The sequence below is a fragment of the Staphylococcus sp. Marseille-Q1834 genome, assembly GCF_916858875.1.
Taxonomy (GTDB): Bacteria; Bacillota; Bacilli; order Staphylococcales; family Staphylococcaceae; genus Staphylococcus; species Staphylococcus pragensis.
Genome location: NZ_CAKASN010000001.1, coordinates 874,779 through 891,127, shown reverse-complemented (window position 1 = coordinate 891,127; position 16,349 = coordinate 874,779). Strand labels below are relative to the sequence as shown.

Annotated in this window: 15 protein-coding genes and 3 pseudogenes; 11 read left to right on the top strand and 7 right to left on the bottom strand. The window is 30.8% G+C overall.

All coding sequences use genetic code 11. From position 1 onward, the window contains the following. Positions 1 to 9: 9 nt before the first annotated feature. Positions 10 to 1,329 carry a hypothetical protein gene (locus LIX58_RS04480; protein ID WP_226386124.1) on the top strand — a complete coding sequence of 440 codons (1,320 nt, stop codon included), beginning with the start codon at positions 10 to 12 and terminating at the stop codon, positions 1,327 to 1,329. Here LIX58_RS04480 and LIX58_RS04475 read toward each other — a convergent pair. After that, positions 1,306 to 1,713 (bottom strand): annotated as a pseudogene (locus LIX58_RS04475) (GTP-binding protein); the annotation flags it as partial. The gene LIX58_RS04480 and the pseudogene LIX58_RS04475 sit on opposite strands and share 24 nt — an antisense overlap. A gap of 258 nt (positions 1,714 to 1,971) precedes the next feature. Between LIX58_RS04475 and LIX58_RS04470 the strand changes: the two are divergent. Genes LIX58_RS04470 through mntC form a run of 3 tightly spaced genes read left to right on the top strand, consistent with a single transcriptional unit; the run spans position 1,972 to position 4,470 of the window. Continuing rightward, positions 1,972 to 2,715: a metal ABC transporter ATP-binding protein gene (locus LIX58_RS04470; RefSeq protein ID WP_154836910.1), complete on the top strand. Its 744-nt coding sequence runs from the start codon at positions 1,972 to 1,974 to the stop codon at positions 2,713 to 2,715. After that, positions 2,708 to 3,544 carry a metal ABC transporter permease gene (locus LIX58_RS04465; RefSeq protein ID WP_226386123.1) on the top strand — a complete coding sequence of 279 codons (837 nt, stop codon included), beginning with the start codon at positions 2,708 to 2,710 and terminating at the stop codon, positions 3,542 to 3,544. The genes LIX58_RS04470 and LIX58_RS04465 overlap by 8 nt, the downstream gene beginning before the upstream one ends. Next, positions 3,541 to 4,470 carry a manganese ABC transporter substrate-binding lipoprotein MntC gene (gene mntC / locus LIX58_RS04460; RefSeq protein WP_154836908.1) on the top strand — a complete coding sequence of 310 codons (930 nt, stop codon included), beginning with the start codon at positions 3,541 to 3,543 and terminating at the stop codon, positions 4,468 to 4,470. The genes LIX58_RS04465 and mntC overlap by 4 nt, the downstream gene beginning before the upstream one ends. A gap of 429 nt (positions 4,471 to 4,899) precedes the next feature. Here the strand turns inward: mntC and LIX58_RS04450 are convergent, their stop codons facing one another. Both LIX58_RS04450 and LIX58_RS04445 read right to left on the bottom strand, forming a co-directional pair. Then, on the bottom strand, positions 4,900 to 5,154 hold the full coding sequence (locus LIX58_RS04450) for a hypothetical protein (protein ID WP_070673380.1): 255 nt from the start codon (positions 5,152 to 5,154) through the stop codon (positions 4,900 to 4,902). A gap of 167 nt (positions 5,155 to 5,321) precedes the next feature. After that, positions 5,322 to 6,305, bottom strand: coding sequence for a metal ABC transporter solute-binding protein, Zn/Mn family (locus LIX58_RS04445; protein ID WP_154836906.1), 984 nt, complete (start codon positions 6,303 to 6,305; stop codon positions 5,322 to 5,324). Positions 6,306 to 6,578: 273 nt separating this feature from the next. On the opposite strand from LIX58_RS04445, the pseudogene LIX58_RS12595 reads away from it, so the two are divergent. From LIX58_RS12595 to LIX58_RS04420, 5 genes and pseudogenes are all read left to right on the top strand, one after another. Next, a pseudogene (locus tag LIX58_RS12595) lies at positions 6,579 to 7,015 on the top strand (GTP-binding protein); the annotation flags it as partial. 758 nt (positions 7,016 to 7,773) lie between these two features. Next, complete coding sequence (locus tag LIX58_RS04435; protein ID WP_226386122.1) at positions 7,774 to 8,124, top strand: SAUGI family uracil-DNA glycosylase inhibitor; 351 nt, start codon at positions 7,774 to 7,776, stop codon at positions 8,122 to 8,124. Between the two features lie 86 nt (positions 8,125 to 8,210). Beyond that, entirely contained in the window at positions 8,211 to 8,522 is a 312-nt protein-coding gene (locus tag LIX58_RS04430) for a DUF960 family protein (RefSeq protein WP_053018072.1), read from the top strand. A gap of 15 nt (positions 8,523 to 8,537) precedes the next feature. Further along, the gene (locus tag LIX58_RS04425) at positions 8,538 to 9,047 is read left to right on the top strand and encodes a DUF1643 domain-containing protein (RefSeq protein ID WP_154838454.1); all 510 of its coding nucleotides are present in this window, start codon (positions 8,538 to 8,540) and stop codon (positions 9,045 to 9,047) included. A 14-nt stretch (positions 9,048 to 9,061) separates the two neighbouring features. After that, positions 9,062 to 9,283 (top strand): hypothetical protein, encoded by a 222-nt coding sequence (locus LIX58_RS04420; protein WP_070508389.1) that lies wholly within the window; start codon positions 9,062 to 9,064, stop codon positions 9,281 to 9,283. 105 nt (positions 9,284 to 9,388) lie between these two features. Here LIX58_RS04420 and LIX58_RS04415 read toward each other — a convergent pair whose 3' ends face one another. From LIX58_RS04415 to LIX58_RS04400, 4 genes and pseudogenes are all read right to left on the bottom strand, one after another. Next, complete coding sequence (locus LIX58_RS04415) at positions 9,389 to 10,606, bottom strand: restriction endonuclease subunit S (protein ID WP_226386121.1); 1,218 nt, start codon at positions 10,604 to 10,606, stop codon at positions 9,389 to 9,391. Positions 10,607 to 10,631: 25 nt separating this feature from the next. Then, positions 10,632 to 10,742: pseudogene (locus tag LIX58_RS04410) on the bottom strand (hypothetical protein); the annotation flags it as partial. 190 nt (positions 10,743 to 10,932) lie between these two features. Next, entirely contained in the window at positions 10,933 to 12,873 is a 1,941-nt protein-coding gene (locus LIX58_RS04405; RefSeq protein ID WP_226386120.1) for an ATP-dependent DNA helicase, read from the bottom strand. A 93-nt stretch (positions 12,874 to 12,966) separates the two neighbouring features. Next, a complete protein-coding gene (locus LIX58_RS04400) occupies positions 12,967 to 14,037 on the bottom strand; it encodes a hypothetical protein (protein ID WP_226386119.1) in 1,071 nt (356 codons plus the stop codon). A 170-nt stretch (positions 14,038 to 14,207) separates the two neighbouring features. Here LIX58_RS04400 and ssb point away from each other — a divergent pair, with 170 nt between their 5' ends. Beyond that, positions 14,208 to 14,498: a cassette chromosome ssDNA-binding protein gene (gene ssb, locus LIX58_RS04395; protein WP_107372849.1), complete on the top strand. Its 291-nt coding sequence runs from the start codon at positions 14,208 to 14,210 to the stop codon at positions 14,496 to 14,498. Then, positions 14,498 to 16,270 carry a cassette chromosome replicative helicase gene (gene cch1, locus LIX58_RS04390; RefSeq protein ID WP_226386118.1) on the top strand — a complete coding sequence of 591 codons (1,773 nt, stop codon included), beginning with the start codon at positions 14,498 to 14,500 and terminating at the stop codon, positions 16,268 to 16,270. Before ssb ends, cch1 begins: the two co-directional genes overlap by 1 nt. Positions 16,271 to 16,349 lie beyond the last annotated feature (79 nt).

The window sequence follows — 16,349 nt, the reverse complement described above, 5'->3', positions numbered from 1 at the left end:
AATTTAAGAATGTTTAAAGTTAATAAAGATGAAAAGCAGCTAGTTAAAGCAATAGTTCAATTACTTAATATAGATTCTGAAAATTTAGAATTTAACGAAGAAGTATTCATTAGCTCAAACCAAATGCTAAGTGAGCCATTTATCACTAATAAAATAAGCATTGAAATAAAAGATGATTTCAAACATGTTATCAATCAATATGGCGCACACGCTGGTTCTGTCTTAATACTTAACCGATTATTCGACGCTTTATATCAATTTTTGAAATATAATTACGATCAAGAAATGCTAGATGAACAATTCGAACAGGTAAAAGAAGAAATCGTATCATATTTTATTGATAAAGAAAGCGTTACTCGTTACTTAGAATATTGCTTACTACAAGATAACTTAATTAATTTAAGTGATAAAGAAATAAAAAATATAAAGATAGCCATTACTTTTGGTGGATCAAAGGAATTTTTAAACCATCGATTTCATTTAACTCCTATTGTAAATAATATTGAATCTGTTGTTGCAAGATTAAAACAACTCCCCCAATCTAATAAGAAAAACGCAAAAACTTACAGCCAATATGAAAATATTCGATTAAGCAAATTAACTAAATATTTAGCTGATACTAGTGAATTCAATCCAAATGGTCATTTCTATAGCGATACTAAGCTTAAACGAAAAGATATTCAAATAAGCTATTATGCGACGATGAAAAGTTATATTAGCTCAACCTCATCAATAGAAATGCCTACTAAGAAAGACCTGGATAAGGATATTGATAATTTAATGAAGCATGTTGCTAAAGAACAAGATAATGACTTTACTAAAGCATTTTATACATTTAATGATACTTTACTAATAATAACCAATTGTATGGTCAATAGGTTATTACCTTCTAACACGTATTGGCAATTATTAAATCACAATAAAACGCTTTTATCTAAGTATGACAATTCTAAAGCATCACTCAATCATACTTTATCAGAAACATTTATTGACACATTACTTACTTCTAATAACTCTAAAGAACTACTCAATAAAGATTTTTCTAAAGTAGTTGAGCTACTCTCAAATGTAATACCTAAGCATTTAATTATTTTAATAAATAGTGCTACTTATAGTTTAGAGGAGCTTTTAGATGAAGATTTTCTTGATAATTATAATCATAATTTAATATTTCATTTCAAAAAGAGACCCTCTTACTATCCTTTACATCAAGTGTTTAAAGATTTTTATATTTATTACTTTAAAGGATTCAATGATTTAAGAACATTAGTAAATTACACTCGAATTTTAATAAAAGAGGAAATGTACAACAGTTACCAACGTATCTAGTCGACAAATAGAAGTTAAATCAATACCTAATGCGTCGTCAATGTAAGAGAAGGTTTGTGCAACAGGTACCGGTTCAGATATCCCTGTAGATTCAATCACAATATAATCAATATTTCCTTTTTCTACTAGACGCTCAACTTCTTGCAATAAATCGTCTCTTAACGTACAGCAAATACAACCATTAGATAATTCGACTAATTTTTCATCTGTTCGAGATAACCCGCCCCCATCAGCAACTAAGTCTTTATCAATATTTACCTCACTCATATCATTCACAATAACCGCAATTCGACGGCCTTCATGATTATTTAAAATGTGGTTAAGTAATGTTGTCTTACCTGATCCAAGATAACCACTCAATACCGTTACAGGTATCTTGCCCATAAAATCATACCTTTCTTTTTATAAATCGTAATTATTACGTTTTATATTTTATATTTAAATTTTTAATTGTCAATCAAACTAATGATAATCAAATGTAGCTATATCAATGATTAACGCTCACTCTAGAACTTATTTACCGAAATGAATTGATACTATTTCCACACTTTTATTGACTACCTCGACTTGACACGCTCTATTTTCGGAAGCTATTATAAAATAAATTAGGTTAACCTAAACTTTTATTTAGGAGGTAGTTTGTTGATAGAAATTAACAACATGAATTTGTATTTAAATCATAAACATGTACTGAAAGATATTTCTTTAAAGATTTCAATATCAGGGGAAATTATTGGCATCATGGGGCCCAACGGTGCGGGTAAGTCTTCATTGCTAAAAAGCTTGATCGGAACGTTTAACGCTAGTGGCGAGATGTATTTATATGGCAAATCCATACATAAACAATTGCAATACATTACATACATTCCTCAAAAAGCGCAATTAGATTTAGACTTCCCAATCAATGTTGAGAAAGTCATTTTATCTGGCTGCTATCAAACTATTGGTTGGTTCAAACGTGTCGATCATGCGTCTAAAACAAAATTCCAAAAACTATTAAGAGACTTAGATTTAGAAGCGTTGCAATACAAACAAATTTCCGAGCTCAGTGGCGGTCAATTGCAACGTGTTCTTGTAGCAAGAGCATTAATGTCTGATAGTACAGTTTATTTATTAGACGAACCGTTTGTAGGCATCGATTTTAATAGTGAGCAACTTATTATGGAGAAACTTCGCCAATTAAAAGCGCAAGGTAAGCTTATTCTTATTGTGCACCATGATTTATCTAAAGCAGAAGACTATTTCGACCGTATTCTTTTGCTGAATCGTACAATTAGATTCTTCGGTCCTAGTCATCAAGCAATGCAACCCCAATATCTCAATCACACATTTTTATTTAATGTGACTTCTACTTTTAATGAAGGGAGTGACATAGCAAATGACTGATTTCATTCAACATTTATTTGATTATCAGTTCTTAAATCGCGCTTTAATTACATCTATTATAGTGGGCGTAGTTTGTGGGACTGTCGGAAGTTTAATCATCCTTCGTGGATTATCGTTGATGGGAGATGCGATGAGTCATGCCGTTTTACCTGGTGTGGCGTTGTCATTCTTATTCAATATTCCGATGTTCATCGGCGCATTAGTCACTGGCATGATTGCAAGTTTATTAATTGGATACATTTCTAACAATAGTAAAACAAAGCCAGATGCAGCGATTGGCATCAGTTTCACTGCATTTCTCGCAACGGGTGTCATCATTATCAGTCTGATAAACAGCACGACAGATTTACATCATATTTTATTTGGTAACTTGCTCGCGATTACCCGACAAACATTTTGGACAACCCTTATTATTGGTGCCATCGTGATGTTACTGATTGTCATATTGTATCGACCATTAATGATTTCAACGTTTGATCCAACATTCAGTCGCGTAAGTGGGTTGAATACTACAGTCATTCATTATTTTGTAATGCTCTTACTCGCCTTAGTCACCGTTGCTAGTATTCAAACTGTTGGCATTATCCTAGTCGTCGCATTACTTGTTACACCGGCATCGACCGCCTTTTTAATCACAAAGAATCTTTATTCAATGATGATTGTAGCAAGTTTGATTGGCGTAGTAAGTTCGATTGTCGGATTGTACTTTAGCTTTATTTACAATCTTCCAAGTGGGGCAACGATTGTCATTGCAACATTTAGTATATATATCTTGACCCTTCTCTTTTCAAAAATAAAAACAAAATTTAGAGGTGTACAAACAACATGAAAAAATTTATTCCATTACTTATTGCATTGATTCTAGTTCTAGCAGCATGTAGTTCAAATTCTGGTGAACAACATTCTAAAAATCATGACAAATTGAAGGTTGTCACAACCAATTCCATTATTTATGACATGGTCAAACAAATCGGTGGTGACAAGGTAGACGTTCATAGTATCGTACCTGTAGGACAAGACCCGCATGAATACGAAGTGAAACCGAAAGATATTAAACAACTTACTGATGCAGATGTTATCTTCTACAATGGTTTCAATTTAGAATCTGGTAACGGTTGGTTTGAAAAAGCTTTAGAACAAGCAGGCAAATCTACAGATGATAAGTCAGTATTCGCGGTGTCTAAAGGCGTTAAGCCTATCTATTTAAATGGTGAAACAGGTAATAAGGACAAGATTGATCCACATGCATGGTTAAGTTTGGATAATGGTATTCAATACGTTAAGAATATTCAAGAACAACTTGTGAAAGCAGATGCCTCACATAAAGCAGACTATCACAAACAAGGTGATGCTTATCTTGCTGAACTTGAAAAGTTAAACAAAAACAGTAAAGATAAATTCAATGATATTCCAAAACAAGAACGTGCTATGATTACAAGTGAAGGTGCCTTCAAATACTTCTCAAAAGCCTTTGATATCAAGCCAGGCTATATTTGGGAAATCAATACTGAGAAACAAGGTACACCGTCACAAATGAAACAAGCTATCAAGTTTGTTAAAGACAATCACATCAAACATTTATTAGTTGAAACAAGTGTAGATAAAAAATCTATGAATAGCTTATCTGAGGAAACTGGTAAGCGCATTTACGGAGAAGTCTTTACAGATTCAATCGGAGAAAAAGGCTCTAAAGGTGATTCATATTATAAAATGATGAAACACAATATCGAAACAATCCATGGAAGCATGGAATAGACTTAATTAAAACAACGCAATTAAGAAATTAAATTAATATACTATTATCATCTTTCTATTAAAATAGCTAGTAAATGAATTTTTAGGAATTCATTTACTAGCTTATTATTTTTTATATCCTTAGTTAAAATCTAAATCCTAAGGCAGCGGTCTAAAGAAATTCTTAGATGAACATTTACTCATTCTATTGTGATGTTTGCTACGGGTAAGCTGGGTCGAACCGCCATCTCAAAACTTATCCTACTTCCTCAGGCGTCATACAACATCATTCGTAGTCCATCCTTAGAACTACTAGAGCCTAGGACATAAATAATTTATTATCGTATTATTTGATTATCTCAATAAAATCTTTATTTACTGTTAAGAATAGCCCTTCTTGTGTTACTAATTTTGATGTTGGGTTCTCAGTATAAATAATGTCTTTAATAGTCAGTATATCATTTTTTTAAGTTTGCCTTCTACATTATCTTTGAAATTACGTGAGTCATACAGTTTACAAGCTTCTATACTTTTCACAATTTCAGGCGCCTTAGTAATATACTGTTCTAAACCTGCTGTGTTAATCAAGGTAATAAAGTCTTTATTCGCTATTATAACACTATCATCTTTTAATATCAGGCGATGTGTACCATTTGATGTATATCGCTCAGCAACTTCTAACAAATCTTTTTTCTTCTTCGACATCATTACCACTTACCACTCATTTAAAAAAAGAATAGTCATTATACTTTAAAGTATCAGAGATATTTTCTTCTGTCAAAAGAAATTTTTTAGTTTATTAAAAAAAGACCTCATGATACTTGTCATGAGATCTATCCACGAAGGTCTGTCACCTTGTATTTTAAATCATATTATTCATTTTTAAGGGCTTTTTCAATTGCTTTAACGTTCTCTTTCATAAATGATTGATACGTATTTTTGTCGTCATCTTGTTGTTTCGTATGTGAGCCCATATTGTAGAATTTGATTGTTTCTGCATTTGTTTCTTTTCTCACTGTCTCTGCAACTTTGTTCGATACATTTTCTTCAGCTAAGATATATTTTACTTTATCTTCTTTAATTTGTTTAACAATGTTTGTTAAATCTTTTTGGCTAGGTTCTTCAGCATTCATATTTTGAATACCTTCTTGTTTGAAATTGTATCTATCTACTAAGTAACCGATAGAATCATGTGAGATATAAACTGTTTTACCTTCATTACCTTTAACTGCTTGTTTCATATCTTTATCGATGCCTTTTAAGTCTTTAACTAATTTTTTATAGTTATCTTCATAGTAATCTTTATGTTCACTATCTTTCTTAACTAATTCATCTTTAATTTCTTTAGCAAATTTTTGGCTAATGACAGGATCTAACCAAATATGTGGGTCATATTTACCATGATGATGATGTTCATGGTCTTCGCCATGATCATGTTCTTCACCATGTTCATGCTCATGTTCGTGTTCTTCACCTTTTAATAAGTCACTATTTTTGTCTAATGATGCTTCTAAAGATAATGTTTTATCTTTGTCGTTAATTGCTTTGGCAATCTTCTTAGCTACAGGGTCTAAATTGTCACCTGTGTATACGAATAAATCTGATTTGCCGATATCAACCATTTGTTTTTGACTTGGGTCATATGTATGTGGGTCTACTCCGTTTGGATAAACTGATTCAACATCAACATATTTACCACCGATTTGTTGTGCAAATGATTTTAATGGATAAACTGTCGTCTTAACTTCTAATTTACCTTTATGATCAGATGACTTTTCACTATCGCCTTTGCCACATGCTGCAAGTGATAACGTTAAAACAGTCACGAATAATAAAATAATACTCTTCTTAAACATGTACACATCTCCTAAATCAAAATCGTTACGTTTTATTATTTACATTAAATGGTGTAATTGTCAATGCTAATTTTTAAAATCGCAAAACTCTGACAACAGTAATAGGTTTAATTTATCTTTATCTATTCATTTTATTTTGAAAATGATTATATGTTTGATATATTTTTTAAATAGTAGTAATTACGCTTTGAAAACTTACCTTTATTTCTTTTATCATAATAGTTATTTAAAATCGTGAATAAAATCGCACATCTCATTCATAGTTAGGAGACTATTATTGTTGGGGATTTCTTAGGTAGCGGCAAGACAACGACATTAAATCATCTGATTACAGAGGTCTTGGATCATAACCTAAAAACCGAATTCATTATATATGAATTCGGAAAAATGGGCATCGATAGTCAACTCATTCATCCGGCTATCCCTATAAGTGAAATTGTTGAAGGCTGCATTTGTTGCGCTATAAAGTCTGACGTATTTCAACAACTACACGAATTATATTTAGCGCATCAACCAGATCTAGTATTCGTTGAATGTGCATAGGTGTGACAGAACCACTGGTTGTTGTCGATATCTTTTTAACACCCGCCTTAGCACCAATCACTACAATAAGAAGCAAGCTTGGTATTATTAATGCGAAACTATATGTGCAATTGGAAACATACTCCAGAGATATTCAAACGTTATTCTATGAACAATTAAATCACTGTATTCTCTACGAAGTGTTTTTTAGCACTTCATTTTATTTTTCCTCAAGTATTTTTTCTAACTATTTCTCCATATACTTATACATTTTCTTATTTAAATTCTATGGCATACCAATTTTATGTGAAAATTAGTATAGATGTTAACTAAAATAATAAAAAATAAAAGCGGAGATATAGGTAGTCCTAAACCTGTATATTCAGATGATGATATCGACTCTAGTGAAGAAGATTAATAATACCAATTGTAATATTAACGAAGTGCCCTCAAGCACTTCGTTTTTTCTTTCTGTAGTATTTCTAACTATGCTTAAGAATTCTCTTTATCAATTTCAATAACACTTATCTAATGAGATAGCGAATTGACATCATCTATCTACTACTACACGAAGCTTATATTGAAATTGCTAAAGAACATCCCATGATGATTTTTATCGGGAAATGACTGGGATTTGCAGATTCAAAGAAGCAGAAGGATTGTGCAAGCACAATCCCAAAATCCCGTTATTTTTTATAAATAAATAATATATATAAGGAAGCAGAGACCTCACCCTATCATTAATACGTATAAATAATGAGTTGATTGTTCGTCAAAATGAGTGGGATTCCGGGATTTCCTTGTTACACCAACGTTTGTAGCGGGTTTTTATATGGAATTTTCTCATATTGTCAACGGGATCCGTAATAAATGACAAATCAAATATATATTATCTCAGTGATGTATATGAAATACATCACTATCACACTATCTAGGAGGCAATGATATGAAAACAACCACTCAAGAACTCAAACAATATATAACTCATCTATTCCAACTATCTAACAATGAAACGTGGGAATGTGAAGCACTGGAGGAAGCAGCAGAAAATATTCTACCGGAACGTTTTATTAATAATTCTCCACTTGCACATCTTACACTTGAAACTTATACCTACTATAATGATGAGCTACATGAGCTAAGTATCTATCCATTTCTAATGTACGCCAACAACCAACTCATCAGCATTGGTTATCTGGATCACTTTGATATGGACTTTCTATACCTCACAGATACTAAAAATATAATTATTGATGAACGTCATCTATTACAAAAAGGAGGAAAAGACCATGAATAATTGGATCAAAGTGGCACAAATATCTGTTATAGTCATTAACGAAGTGATTGACATCATGAAAGAAAAGCAAAATGGAGGAAAATAGTATGCAAATCAATCGATATATCACAAGAGGCATTAGTGAACACTTATCTCTAGACCTTCAAATCTTACTTTGGAACATGGTAAAAGAACGGGACAATCAACCTCAGACAGATTACCTACACATTTTTAAACTGCAAGAAGATGAGAATATACTCTCAATCACACATGAACAAGAACAACCTGCATACAAATTGGAATATCACTATACAAACTATGTAAAAAATCAAAATGCATTACCTAAGAAAGTCTACGTCATCCGAGAAGATGATGTAGACGTTTTTTATTATGTGATGCTTTTACCAGAAGAATACTAAAGGAAGTGATGATATATGAATACAATTAAAAGTACGATACACACAGAAGCGATTTTTAGCGATGATGAACAACATCGCTACTTACTCAAAAAGACATGGGATGACAAGAAACCGGCTTGTACTGTGATAACGATGTATCCTCATTTGGATGGTGTATTATCACTCGATCTTACTACGGTTCTCATCCTCAATCAATTAGCTAATTCTGAGCAATATGGCGCTGTTTATCTCGTTAATCTTTTCTCTAATATTAAAACACCTATGAGTATAAAGCACCTCAAAGATAAAGAACCTTACGATAAACACACGGACATACATTTAATGAAAGCAATTAGTGAAAGTGACACAGTGATTTTAGCCTATGGTGCCTATGCGAAGCGCCCTGTTGTAGTCGAACGTGTAGCGCAAGTGATGGAAATGTTAAAACCTCATAAAAAGAAAGTCAAAAAGCTCATTAATCCAGTAACGAACGAAATCATGCATCCACTTAACCCTAAAGCACGTCAAAAATGGACATTGAAATAAAAGGAGGATTATCTATGAACCATGAAACCACACACTCAGACTGGCGAACGGTTGCTAATTGCTTAGCATCGCAAAATTATATTTCAATTGTAAAAGGACTAGTACATCATTTCGCAGCAATTAAAGATGAGGAAATATTGGATAAAATCTATGATGATTTTATGGATGATGACTCTATAACAACGGTACTTAATAATGATTTACAGACAATTATTAACCATTATCTATTAAAATGAAAACTATATTCTAATAAAACTAGAGCATCCTTCACTTAGCGGTGAGGGATGCTCTCAATTTATTTTTTTGCTATTTTCAATTAACATAATAGGACGTTATCAGTATTAGATAAACATTTTTTGTAGTAACCCTTTTTTTCGTTGTTTTAATACTTCAATTTTAGCGTATTGTTTTCTTATTAATTTATCTAATTCATTGAAAAAGTATGCTATTTTATTTTGTTCTTGTATCACTGGTAACTTTACTATAATACTATTAATTGAATCGTTATTTAATGTTACTCCTTTAACCGCTTGTGCACCAAAAGTACTTATATTTATAGAATTTAAATAGTAGTACATATACTCAGTATTAACATTACTTTCTTTCCATACGAAATGACATATAGCTTCATTTGTATAGATAGGCTCTTTTACTATAGCTAACTTACCTAAAGTCAATTTAAAACTCATTATTAGAGTATCTTTATCTACTTTTACATGCTTTGATGCACCTTTTTTTGTAATTCCTTTATTTCCTTTATACAAATATTTCTGTGTCATACCTGCTATAGATAACCAATTTTCATTTAATTCATCCCAGTATTCATCATTTTTTGTATTTGGAGTAAACCCTTTATTAACCTTAGAAATATCTTCAATCTTTTTAATAGACCAATCAGGATAACTGTTTCCATTTGCATCTTTAAATCTTAACTCTTGTGAAAAAAATTTTTGTATATATCCACGCTTTTGTTGCTCTAAAAGTTCCAGTTTCTCTTCTTCTAACTCAATTTGGCGGTCGAGTTTGCTAAAGAAATTTCCTATTTTCTTTTGTTCAACCATATTAGTAGGGAGATAAAAATTTAATTTTTTTATATCTGAATTATATAAATGAACTACTGATTTTCCTTGAGCATATTTTGCTAGGTTATATTTACCTTTACCGTTAATATATAAAGAAATAAATCTTCCATCAGAATTAATAGGAGTTATTATATTTAAGTCACCTCCTATTGCTATTTTTACATCAGTATCAATAGCAGTTGCAGTTGCTATATCGATATCTGTTTCTCCAGAAGAAGGTATTAAAATCTGATTTCTTTTTGAGAATACCAGTGAATCATTTTGAGTAGAAGTTTTACTATAGACCTTATTTAAGATAGCTCCATACTTAGTATATAATTCTCCATATAAAATGCAGGGATTTCCATTTATATTTAAATCTTTTTTTGATAATGATTTGCCCTTTGAAAATTGAGCTAAGTTTCCTAATTTTTGAAATTTCCATTCTTCTTTAAACTCTGGAAATCTTAATTCTGGAGTATTTTTATGTTCAGTCATGTTTTAACACTCCTAGTTCTTTGAGATAATCGTTAATTTCTGATTTAATATTACGTATATTTACTCGTTTATATCCTAAATTTTCAAGTTGTTGAAGTACCTCATTTTCTAATGCATATTCACTTTGGTAAGCCATTCATTCACCCACCCTAAACTTAATCTTTCTTTAAATATATCAAAATTTAGTAATAATTAATATTGCATACTTCATTTTTTAGCAACTAATTAATAAAAACCGCATCACTTATGATATGCTTCTGCGTATCGGTTAATGATGCGGTTCTTTCTATATACTAGGAAATATTGGATAACTATTACTACTTACTTTAAATGTTATTAAGGAAATCTTTGACTTCATCTTTATGAATCATATTTTTAATTGGTAATGCATCTAATACTGCTTCTTTATGCTTATAAGTGGGTTTATTCATTCTTGAATCTAATAACACTAATAAACCTTTATCCTGCTTTGTTCTTACTAATCTTCCTACACCTTGTTTCAGTTTAATTATCATTTCAGGAACTATAACTGCTTCATTACTATCATTTAATTTAGTAATCTTATATTTTGTAATTGGATCAATCGTAGGAAAAGGTAATCTGACAATAACTAATAATGTTAATAATTCATTTTTTAAGTCTATTCCTTCCCAAAATACTCCCGTACCCAATATTACACCTTTAGTCTTTTTAAATGATTCAATAATTTCATTTTGACTTTTACTACCATCATCTACATAGATATTTTTATTAAATTTCCTTTTTGATAAATCATTATATACACCGTCAATGTCATCTTTAGCAGTAAACAATATCAAAGTGCCTCCCTTATTTTGGCTTGCCAATTCAAAAATATGTTTACCTATTTCTTCATAATATTTAACATCACGTTTATCAAATTTTGGTAAGTTTGGAGGTATGTAGAGCCTGCTTTCCTTGTACGGAAAATCATTATACTTAATATCTTCCTCATAGCCTTTAAAACCAATTATTTCTTTAATGTACTCATAGCTATTTTCATTATTAGTTTTATTAGTAATTGTTGCAGAAAGACATACAACTGGGTAACTTGTACTAAAAACTGTTTTTCTAAGTGTTTCAGCAATATTATTGGGACAAAATGAAATATCAATTTGGTCTTGCTTAGTTATTTCAGTCCAAAATATATATTTGTCACTGTTATTTTGAAGATTTTTAAATAATGTTAACAGATTATTAGCTATTTCTAATTGTTCATTACTAACTAACGAAGATTGTTTAAATACAGCAATATTATTAACATCGAATTCTTCGACTATTTCCTTTGTCATACTAATTAATTTGGCCATTTGATGATGACTAACAGGTTTTATATCAACTCGTCCAGTAGATAAACAATTACCATTTTTGTATATCTCACTTTTGGCACTATCCTTTTGAAGATTAAACCAATCTTCAATCATTTTTATATTTTTTAAATACCGAGATCTACTACCAACTCGGTTTGCGCCTTCTTTTATTTTATTTATCACAGTTTTAGAGTTAATAGTTTTAGTCATGTTAGCACGTTGTTTCTCTTCTAAGTTGTGAACTTCATCTATGATTAGCATACAAGGATCATCATAGATTAAACTCTCTTTTCCAAAGGTTAACTTTTTAAAGTTCATCATTAACATATCTTGATTAACGATTATGACTTTCGGCTTATATTCATTGAGTCTAATATATCTATTTCCTTCTTTTAACTTATTTCTCATTTTAAAATAAGCGCATTCATTTTTATAGTGACATTTACTCATAATACAATTATTGGTAGATATTTGATTCCATTTTAAATTAGTCTCACGTACAGTTTGTTTTGTTAAACCTTTATTTGCTATATCTAAAGCCTCCATTAAATTTAATTTACTTAAATTTTTACGATGAATTTCTTTAAAACAAGGATAGTTAGTTACACCTTTACCTACTATACAATCAACAGATATATGTAAAATTTCTTCAACTTGCTGTATATCATTGACTAGTTGTTCAGTTAATTGAATTGAGGAAGACGTTACAATTAAAGGTTTTTTAGTACTTTTTGAAATCAATATACCAGGAATTAAATATCCAAATGATTTTCCTATACCTACTTGCGCTTCTACTATTAAATTTTCTCTTGAATCATAAGCATCAAATACATCATACATTAAAGCTTCTTGCCCATACCTTGTTTCCCAGCCTTTATTTTTCATATTTTCAATAGTCTTTGTTATATGATCGAATATAATTTGATTACTCTCATTCATTACATCACCCCAAAATCAATTTAAACTAATTATACCCTAATTAAGAACACATGTTCTTTTTATAAGTTTTTACTTGTAGATAACGTATTTAAGTTAGTTATTGTATCCAATGAGATTAAGAGATATATCTTTAATAGCTCTATGAAGTGTGTTCCTATCTTGATCATTAAAGTCTCGACCTCTTAACCATCTAATTCCAAATTCATGTTTGAGTAAGGTAAAATATTCTTTAATACTATTTCTTTTATATCTGTTTTCTATAATTGCATCTAGATAAGGAACCCTACCATATTTCACATTCATTAAATCTCTAATTCCTTCTTCAATTTCTGCTCGTTCAATCCACTGTTCGATTTCAAGTAACGTATAATTGATAATATGACTAATATCGTTAATCAATGAATTTATATCATGATATTTTTTTATATTATCAATAAAAGCTCTTAGAACTACTAATCTTAGCCATGGAAATTCTATATTTGCTAACTTCATACTAATTTCACCTATTGCTTTTTCTATTATCTTGCTATTAGCAGCTAGTTTACACTTTTTGATTAAATGTATCATCCTTAATAATTCGTTATAAAGTACAAATGAGTAATCTAATTCTAAATATAGAAGCGCTCGTAATTGCTCAAAGTCGTTGCTATAGTTTTCTATTTCGTCCATAAAATAATTGTATAACTCATATAAATTTTTATAAGCAATCAACTTTGGTTCCAATTTTATGTCAAATGTATTCTTACTTATTTTATCTAAAATCTGTTCAATATTAGAATTTAGTTGTTTATAAGTTTGGCTTAAGCTTTTAATATTGGAGTCAATGTATTTAGTTCCAGCCATCAATTTTGTTTCACCTAAACGTATTGCTAAGATACTTTTAAAAGATTCTGGATGAATGACTTTTTCTTCTTCCCAAGCTTTTTTTGGCTTTAGTTTTACCCGTAAGTAATTGTGAATATTGCTCGTTTTATAGAATCGATGAAATGTCTCATAATCATAAATAACTATGTCCTTCTGTATTAGATTATGGTAAAACTCTTTAATGTTCTTATATTTATCTATCGAATTACGTTCATGTTTCCTAATCATTAGATGTATTGCAATCTCAAGTTCAATAATGTCTCCTAATCGTTCGTACAGCTTATTTTTCCAATTATTCATTTTATCTCTCCTTTTATACTTTATCGCGTTAATATATTAATGCATTAAATCGATAAAAAGTATCATTAAAACTCTCTATGACTTAAAATTCTGATCCTTGCAATAATTCAAGTGTAAAGTTGATTAAGTAATTAGTCACTTTACTAGCAATTAAGTAAGGAGTGATTTTTATGACTTATAAAAGTCAAGAATTTATAAATTTAAAAAATGCAGATTTAGCTATTGCAAATAATTTACAGAAAGGCACTGAATTTACAATTGGTGATTTAACTAAAAAATCAGGCCTTAACTGTTCTAGAGATGTTCAACGCGAGGTAGGACGTTGGTTCGCTTATTTCGTAAAACATACACCTAGCATTCCTTTTATTATTATTGGTAAAAAAAATGGTAGTTTATTGTATAAAAAAATAGGACCTAATCCACTCAATGATAGCAACCCTTCGAAAGGAGGTGTTCGCTAATGGCTCAAACTAACTTTTCGTTTAATCCTTTACCGTATTACGTACCAAAAAAAGGTTGGTATGAAGATAAGCCTCCCAAAGAAAAAGGAGGAATGCCTACTGAAGTTGAAATCGCAGGTCCTATCGTTATCGAAAATAAATTTATTGACCCTAAAACTAACACTGAAAAAGTAATTATTACAGACGAGGATCAAAAAGTAATTGTTGAATCTAGTGATATTTTAACAACACAAAAACTGCCCTCTTTAATGAAATATGGATTTAGTATTAATGAAAAATATACAAAAGATTTAGGCTATGCGTTGCAACAAATGCGTAATCAATTACCTATTTCCTACTTATATGAAGGGGTAGGCATACTGGAAACACCGTTTGGTCCTATTGTATCGTTAAGTGAAATCTATACTACTGCGGAATTTGATAATAAATCTCCATATGACGCCATTTGTGAGAATACTTATGACTTAGCATCTAGGGGCACATTTGATAATTGGTTTAACATGTATATTGACGAGGTTAAAGGTCATCTTCTTCTAGAGTTAGCGGTCGTATTTGGAATTTCTGCCTTAGTGACAGCATTTCTGAAGCATAAACATGAAATCGAATTTGCAGGAATTATCTTTAGTTTTACAGGTCAATCCTCAACCGGTAAGTCAACCGCAGCTGCATTAGCTGTATCAGTCGCTGGTAACCCTACCAAAGGTAATGAAACTCTCTTTAGAAGTTGGAATGCCACACGTAATGCACTTGAAGGTTACTTGAGCAACAATTTTGGTATACCTATTGTATTTGACGAGCTCTCATCAGCAACTTTTAAAGATACAACAGGGTTATTGTACTCTATCGCTGAAGGTCAAGGGCGTCAACGTTCCAATGTACATGGAGAAGTTAAAACGCCTAAGAATTGGGGCACTTCTGTGATTTCAACCTCTGAATACAGCATCTTTACTGATTCTGCTCAAAATGATGGTTTACGCGTGAGAACTATTGAGATTAATGAACAGTTTACTAAAGATGCAACAAATTCTGATAATATTAAAAAAACTGTGGCACTAAACTATGGTCATGTTTTACCGTTAGTAGCTCAATACCTTATAAATCGTGAAGATGAAGTTATTCAATGGTTTCACAAGGAAGTTGCTTGGTTTGAAGCTAAATTGAAGAGTGAAACAAACAATACAGGTATTCGTATGTTTAAACGTTATGCAGTCATTACAACATCTGCGAAAATATTAAGTCGTGTTTTAGCTACAGATATTGATATCGCTAAAATAAGAGACTACTTTATTGATTATCATGGTCATACAGTCTCTGAACGATCACTAGCAGATAAAGCGATCGAAGTCATTACGCAATTTGTAGCACAAAACCGGGGTAAGTTTTCTGATGATACAGCATTAAAGAATATGATCGAGAACTATGGACTAATTGTCTTAAAAGATGATTATATCGAAGTCAAAATCATTGCGTCTGTATTTAAAAATATGTTGATAGAGAATCACTTCCAAGATGTTAATAATGTCGTGAACGCACTAAGGGATAAAGGATTTATCGAATCTGACCGTGATCGAATCACGACAAAAAGAACTGTCAAAGATGACTATGGCAAGAAACAGTCACTTGTCTTTTACCATTTAAAGTTAGATTCAGAATATGCGTCTATTTTTGGTCTAACTAAAGATGCTGAACCTATTAAAGCTAAAATTAACTTGGATAACAAAAAGATTCTTGAATCATGGAAAAAACAGAATGATGAGTCAATTGATTTTTAATAACTTAAAGATGTAATCGTACAGGAGTAGATAAAATGGATGAATTGATTGAATTACTAGCTGATTTAGTCGTTGAAGA

Bases quoted from the DNA above. Each gene is read 5' to 3' on its own strand.
- LIX58_RS04430 (WP_053018072.1), top strand. From the start codon at position 8,211: ATGCAAATCAATCGATATATCACAAGAGGCATTAGTGAACACTTATCT.
- LIX58_RS04425 (WP_154838454.1), top strand. From the start codon at position 8,538: ATGAATACAATTAAAAGTACGATACACACAGAAGCGATTTTTAGCGAT.
- ssb (WP_107372849.1), top strand. From the start codon at position 14,208: ATGACTTATAAAAGTCAAGAATTTATAAATTTAAAAAATGCAGATTTA.
- LIX58_RS04405 (WP_226386120.1), bottom strand. From the start codon at position 12,873: ATGAATGAGAGTAATCAAATTATATTCGATCATATAACAAAGACTATT.
- LIX58_RS04435 (WP_226386122.1), top strand. From the start codon at position 7,774: ATGAAAACAACCACTCAAGAACTCAAACAATATATAACTCATCTATTC.
- LIX58_RS04445 (WP_154836906.1), bottom strand. From the start codon at position 6,305: ATGTTTAAGAAGAGTATTATTTTATTATTCGTGACTGTTTTAACGTTA.
- LIX58_RS04415 (WP_226386121.1), bottom strand. From the start codon at position 10,606: ATGACTGAACATAAAAATACTCCAGAATTAAGATTTCCAGAGTTTAAA.
- LIX58_RS04400 (WP_226386119.1), bottom strand. From the start codon at position 14,037: ATGAATAATTGGAAAAATAAGCTGTACGAACGATTAGGAGACATTATT.
- LIX58_RS04465 (WP_226386123.1), top strand. From the start codon at position 2,708: ATGACTGATTTCATTCAACATTTATTTGATTATCAGTTCTTAAATCGC.
- LIX58_RS04450 (WP_070673380.1), bottom strand. From the start codon at position 5,154: ATGTCGAAGAAGAAAAAAGATTTGTTAGAAGTTGCTGAGCGATATACA.
- LIX58_RS04480 (WP_226386124.1), top strand. From the start codon at position 10: ATGTTTAAAGTTAATAAAGATGAAAAGCAGCTAGTTAAAGCAATAGTT.
- LIX58_RS04420 (WP_070508389.1), top strand. From the start codon at position 9,062: ATGAACCATGAAACCACACACTCAGACTGGCGAACGGTTGCTAATTGC.
- cch1 (WP_226386118.1), top strand. From the start codon at position 14,498: ATGGCTCAAACTAACTTTTCGTTTAATCCTTTACCGTATTACGTACCA.
- mntC (WP_154836908.1), top strand. From the start codon at position 3,541: ATGAAAAAATTTATTCCATTACTTATTGCATTGATTCTAGTTCTAGCA.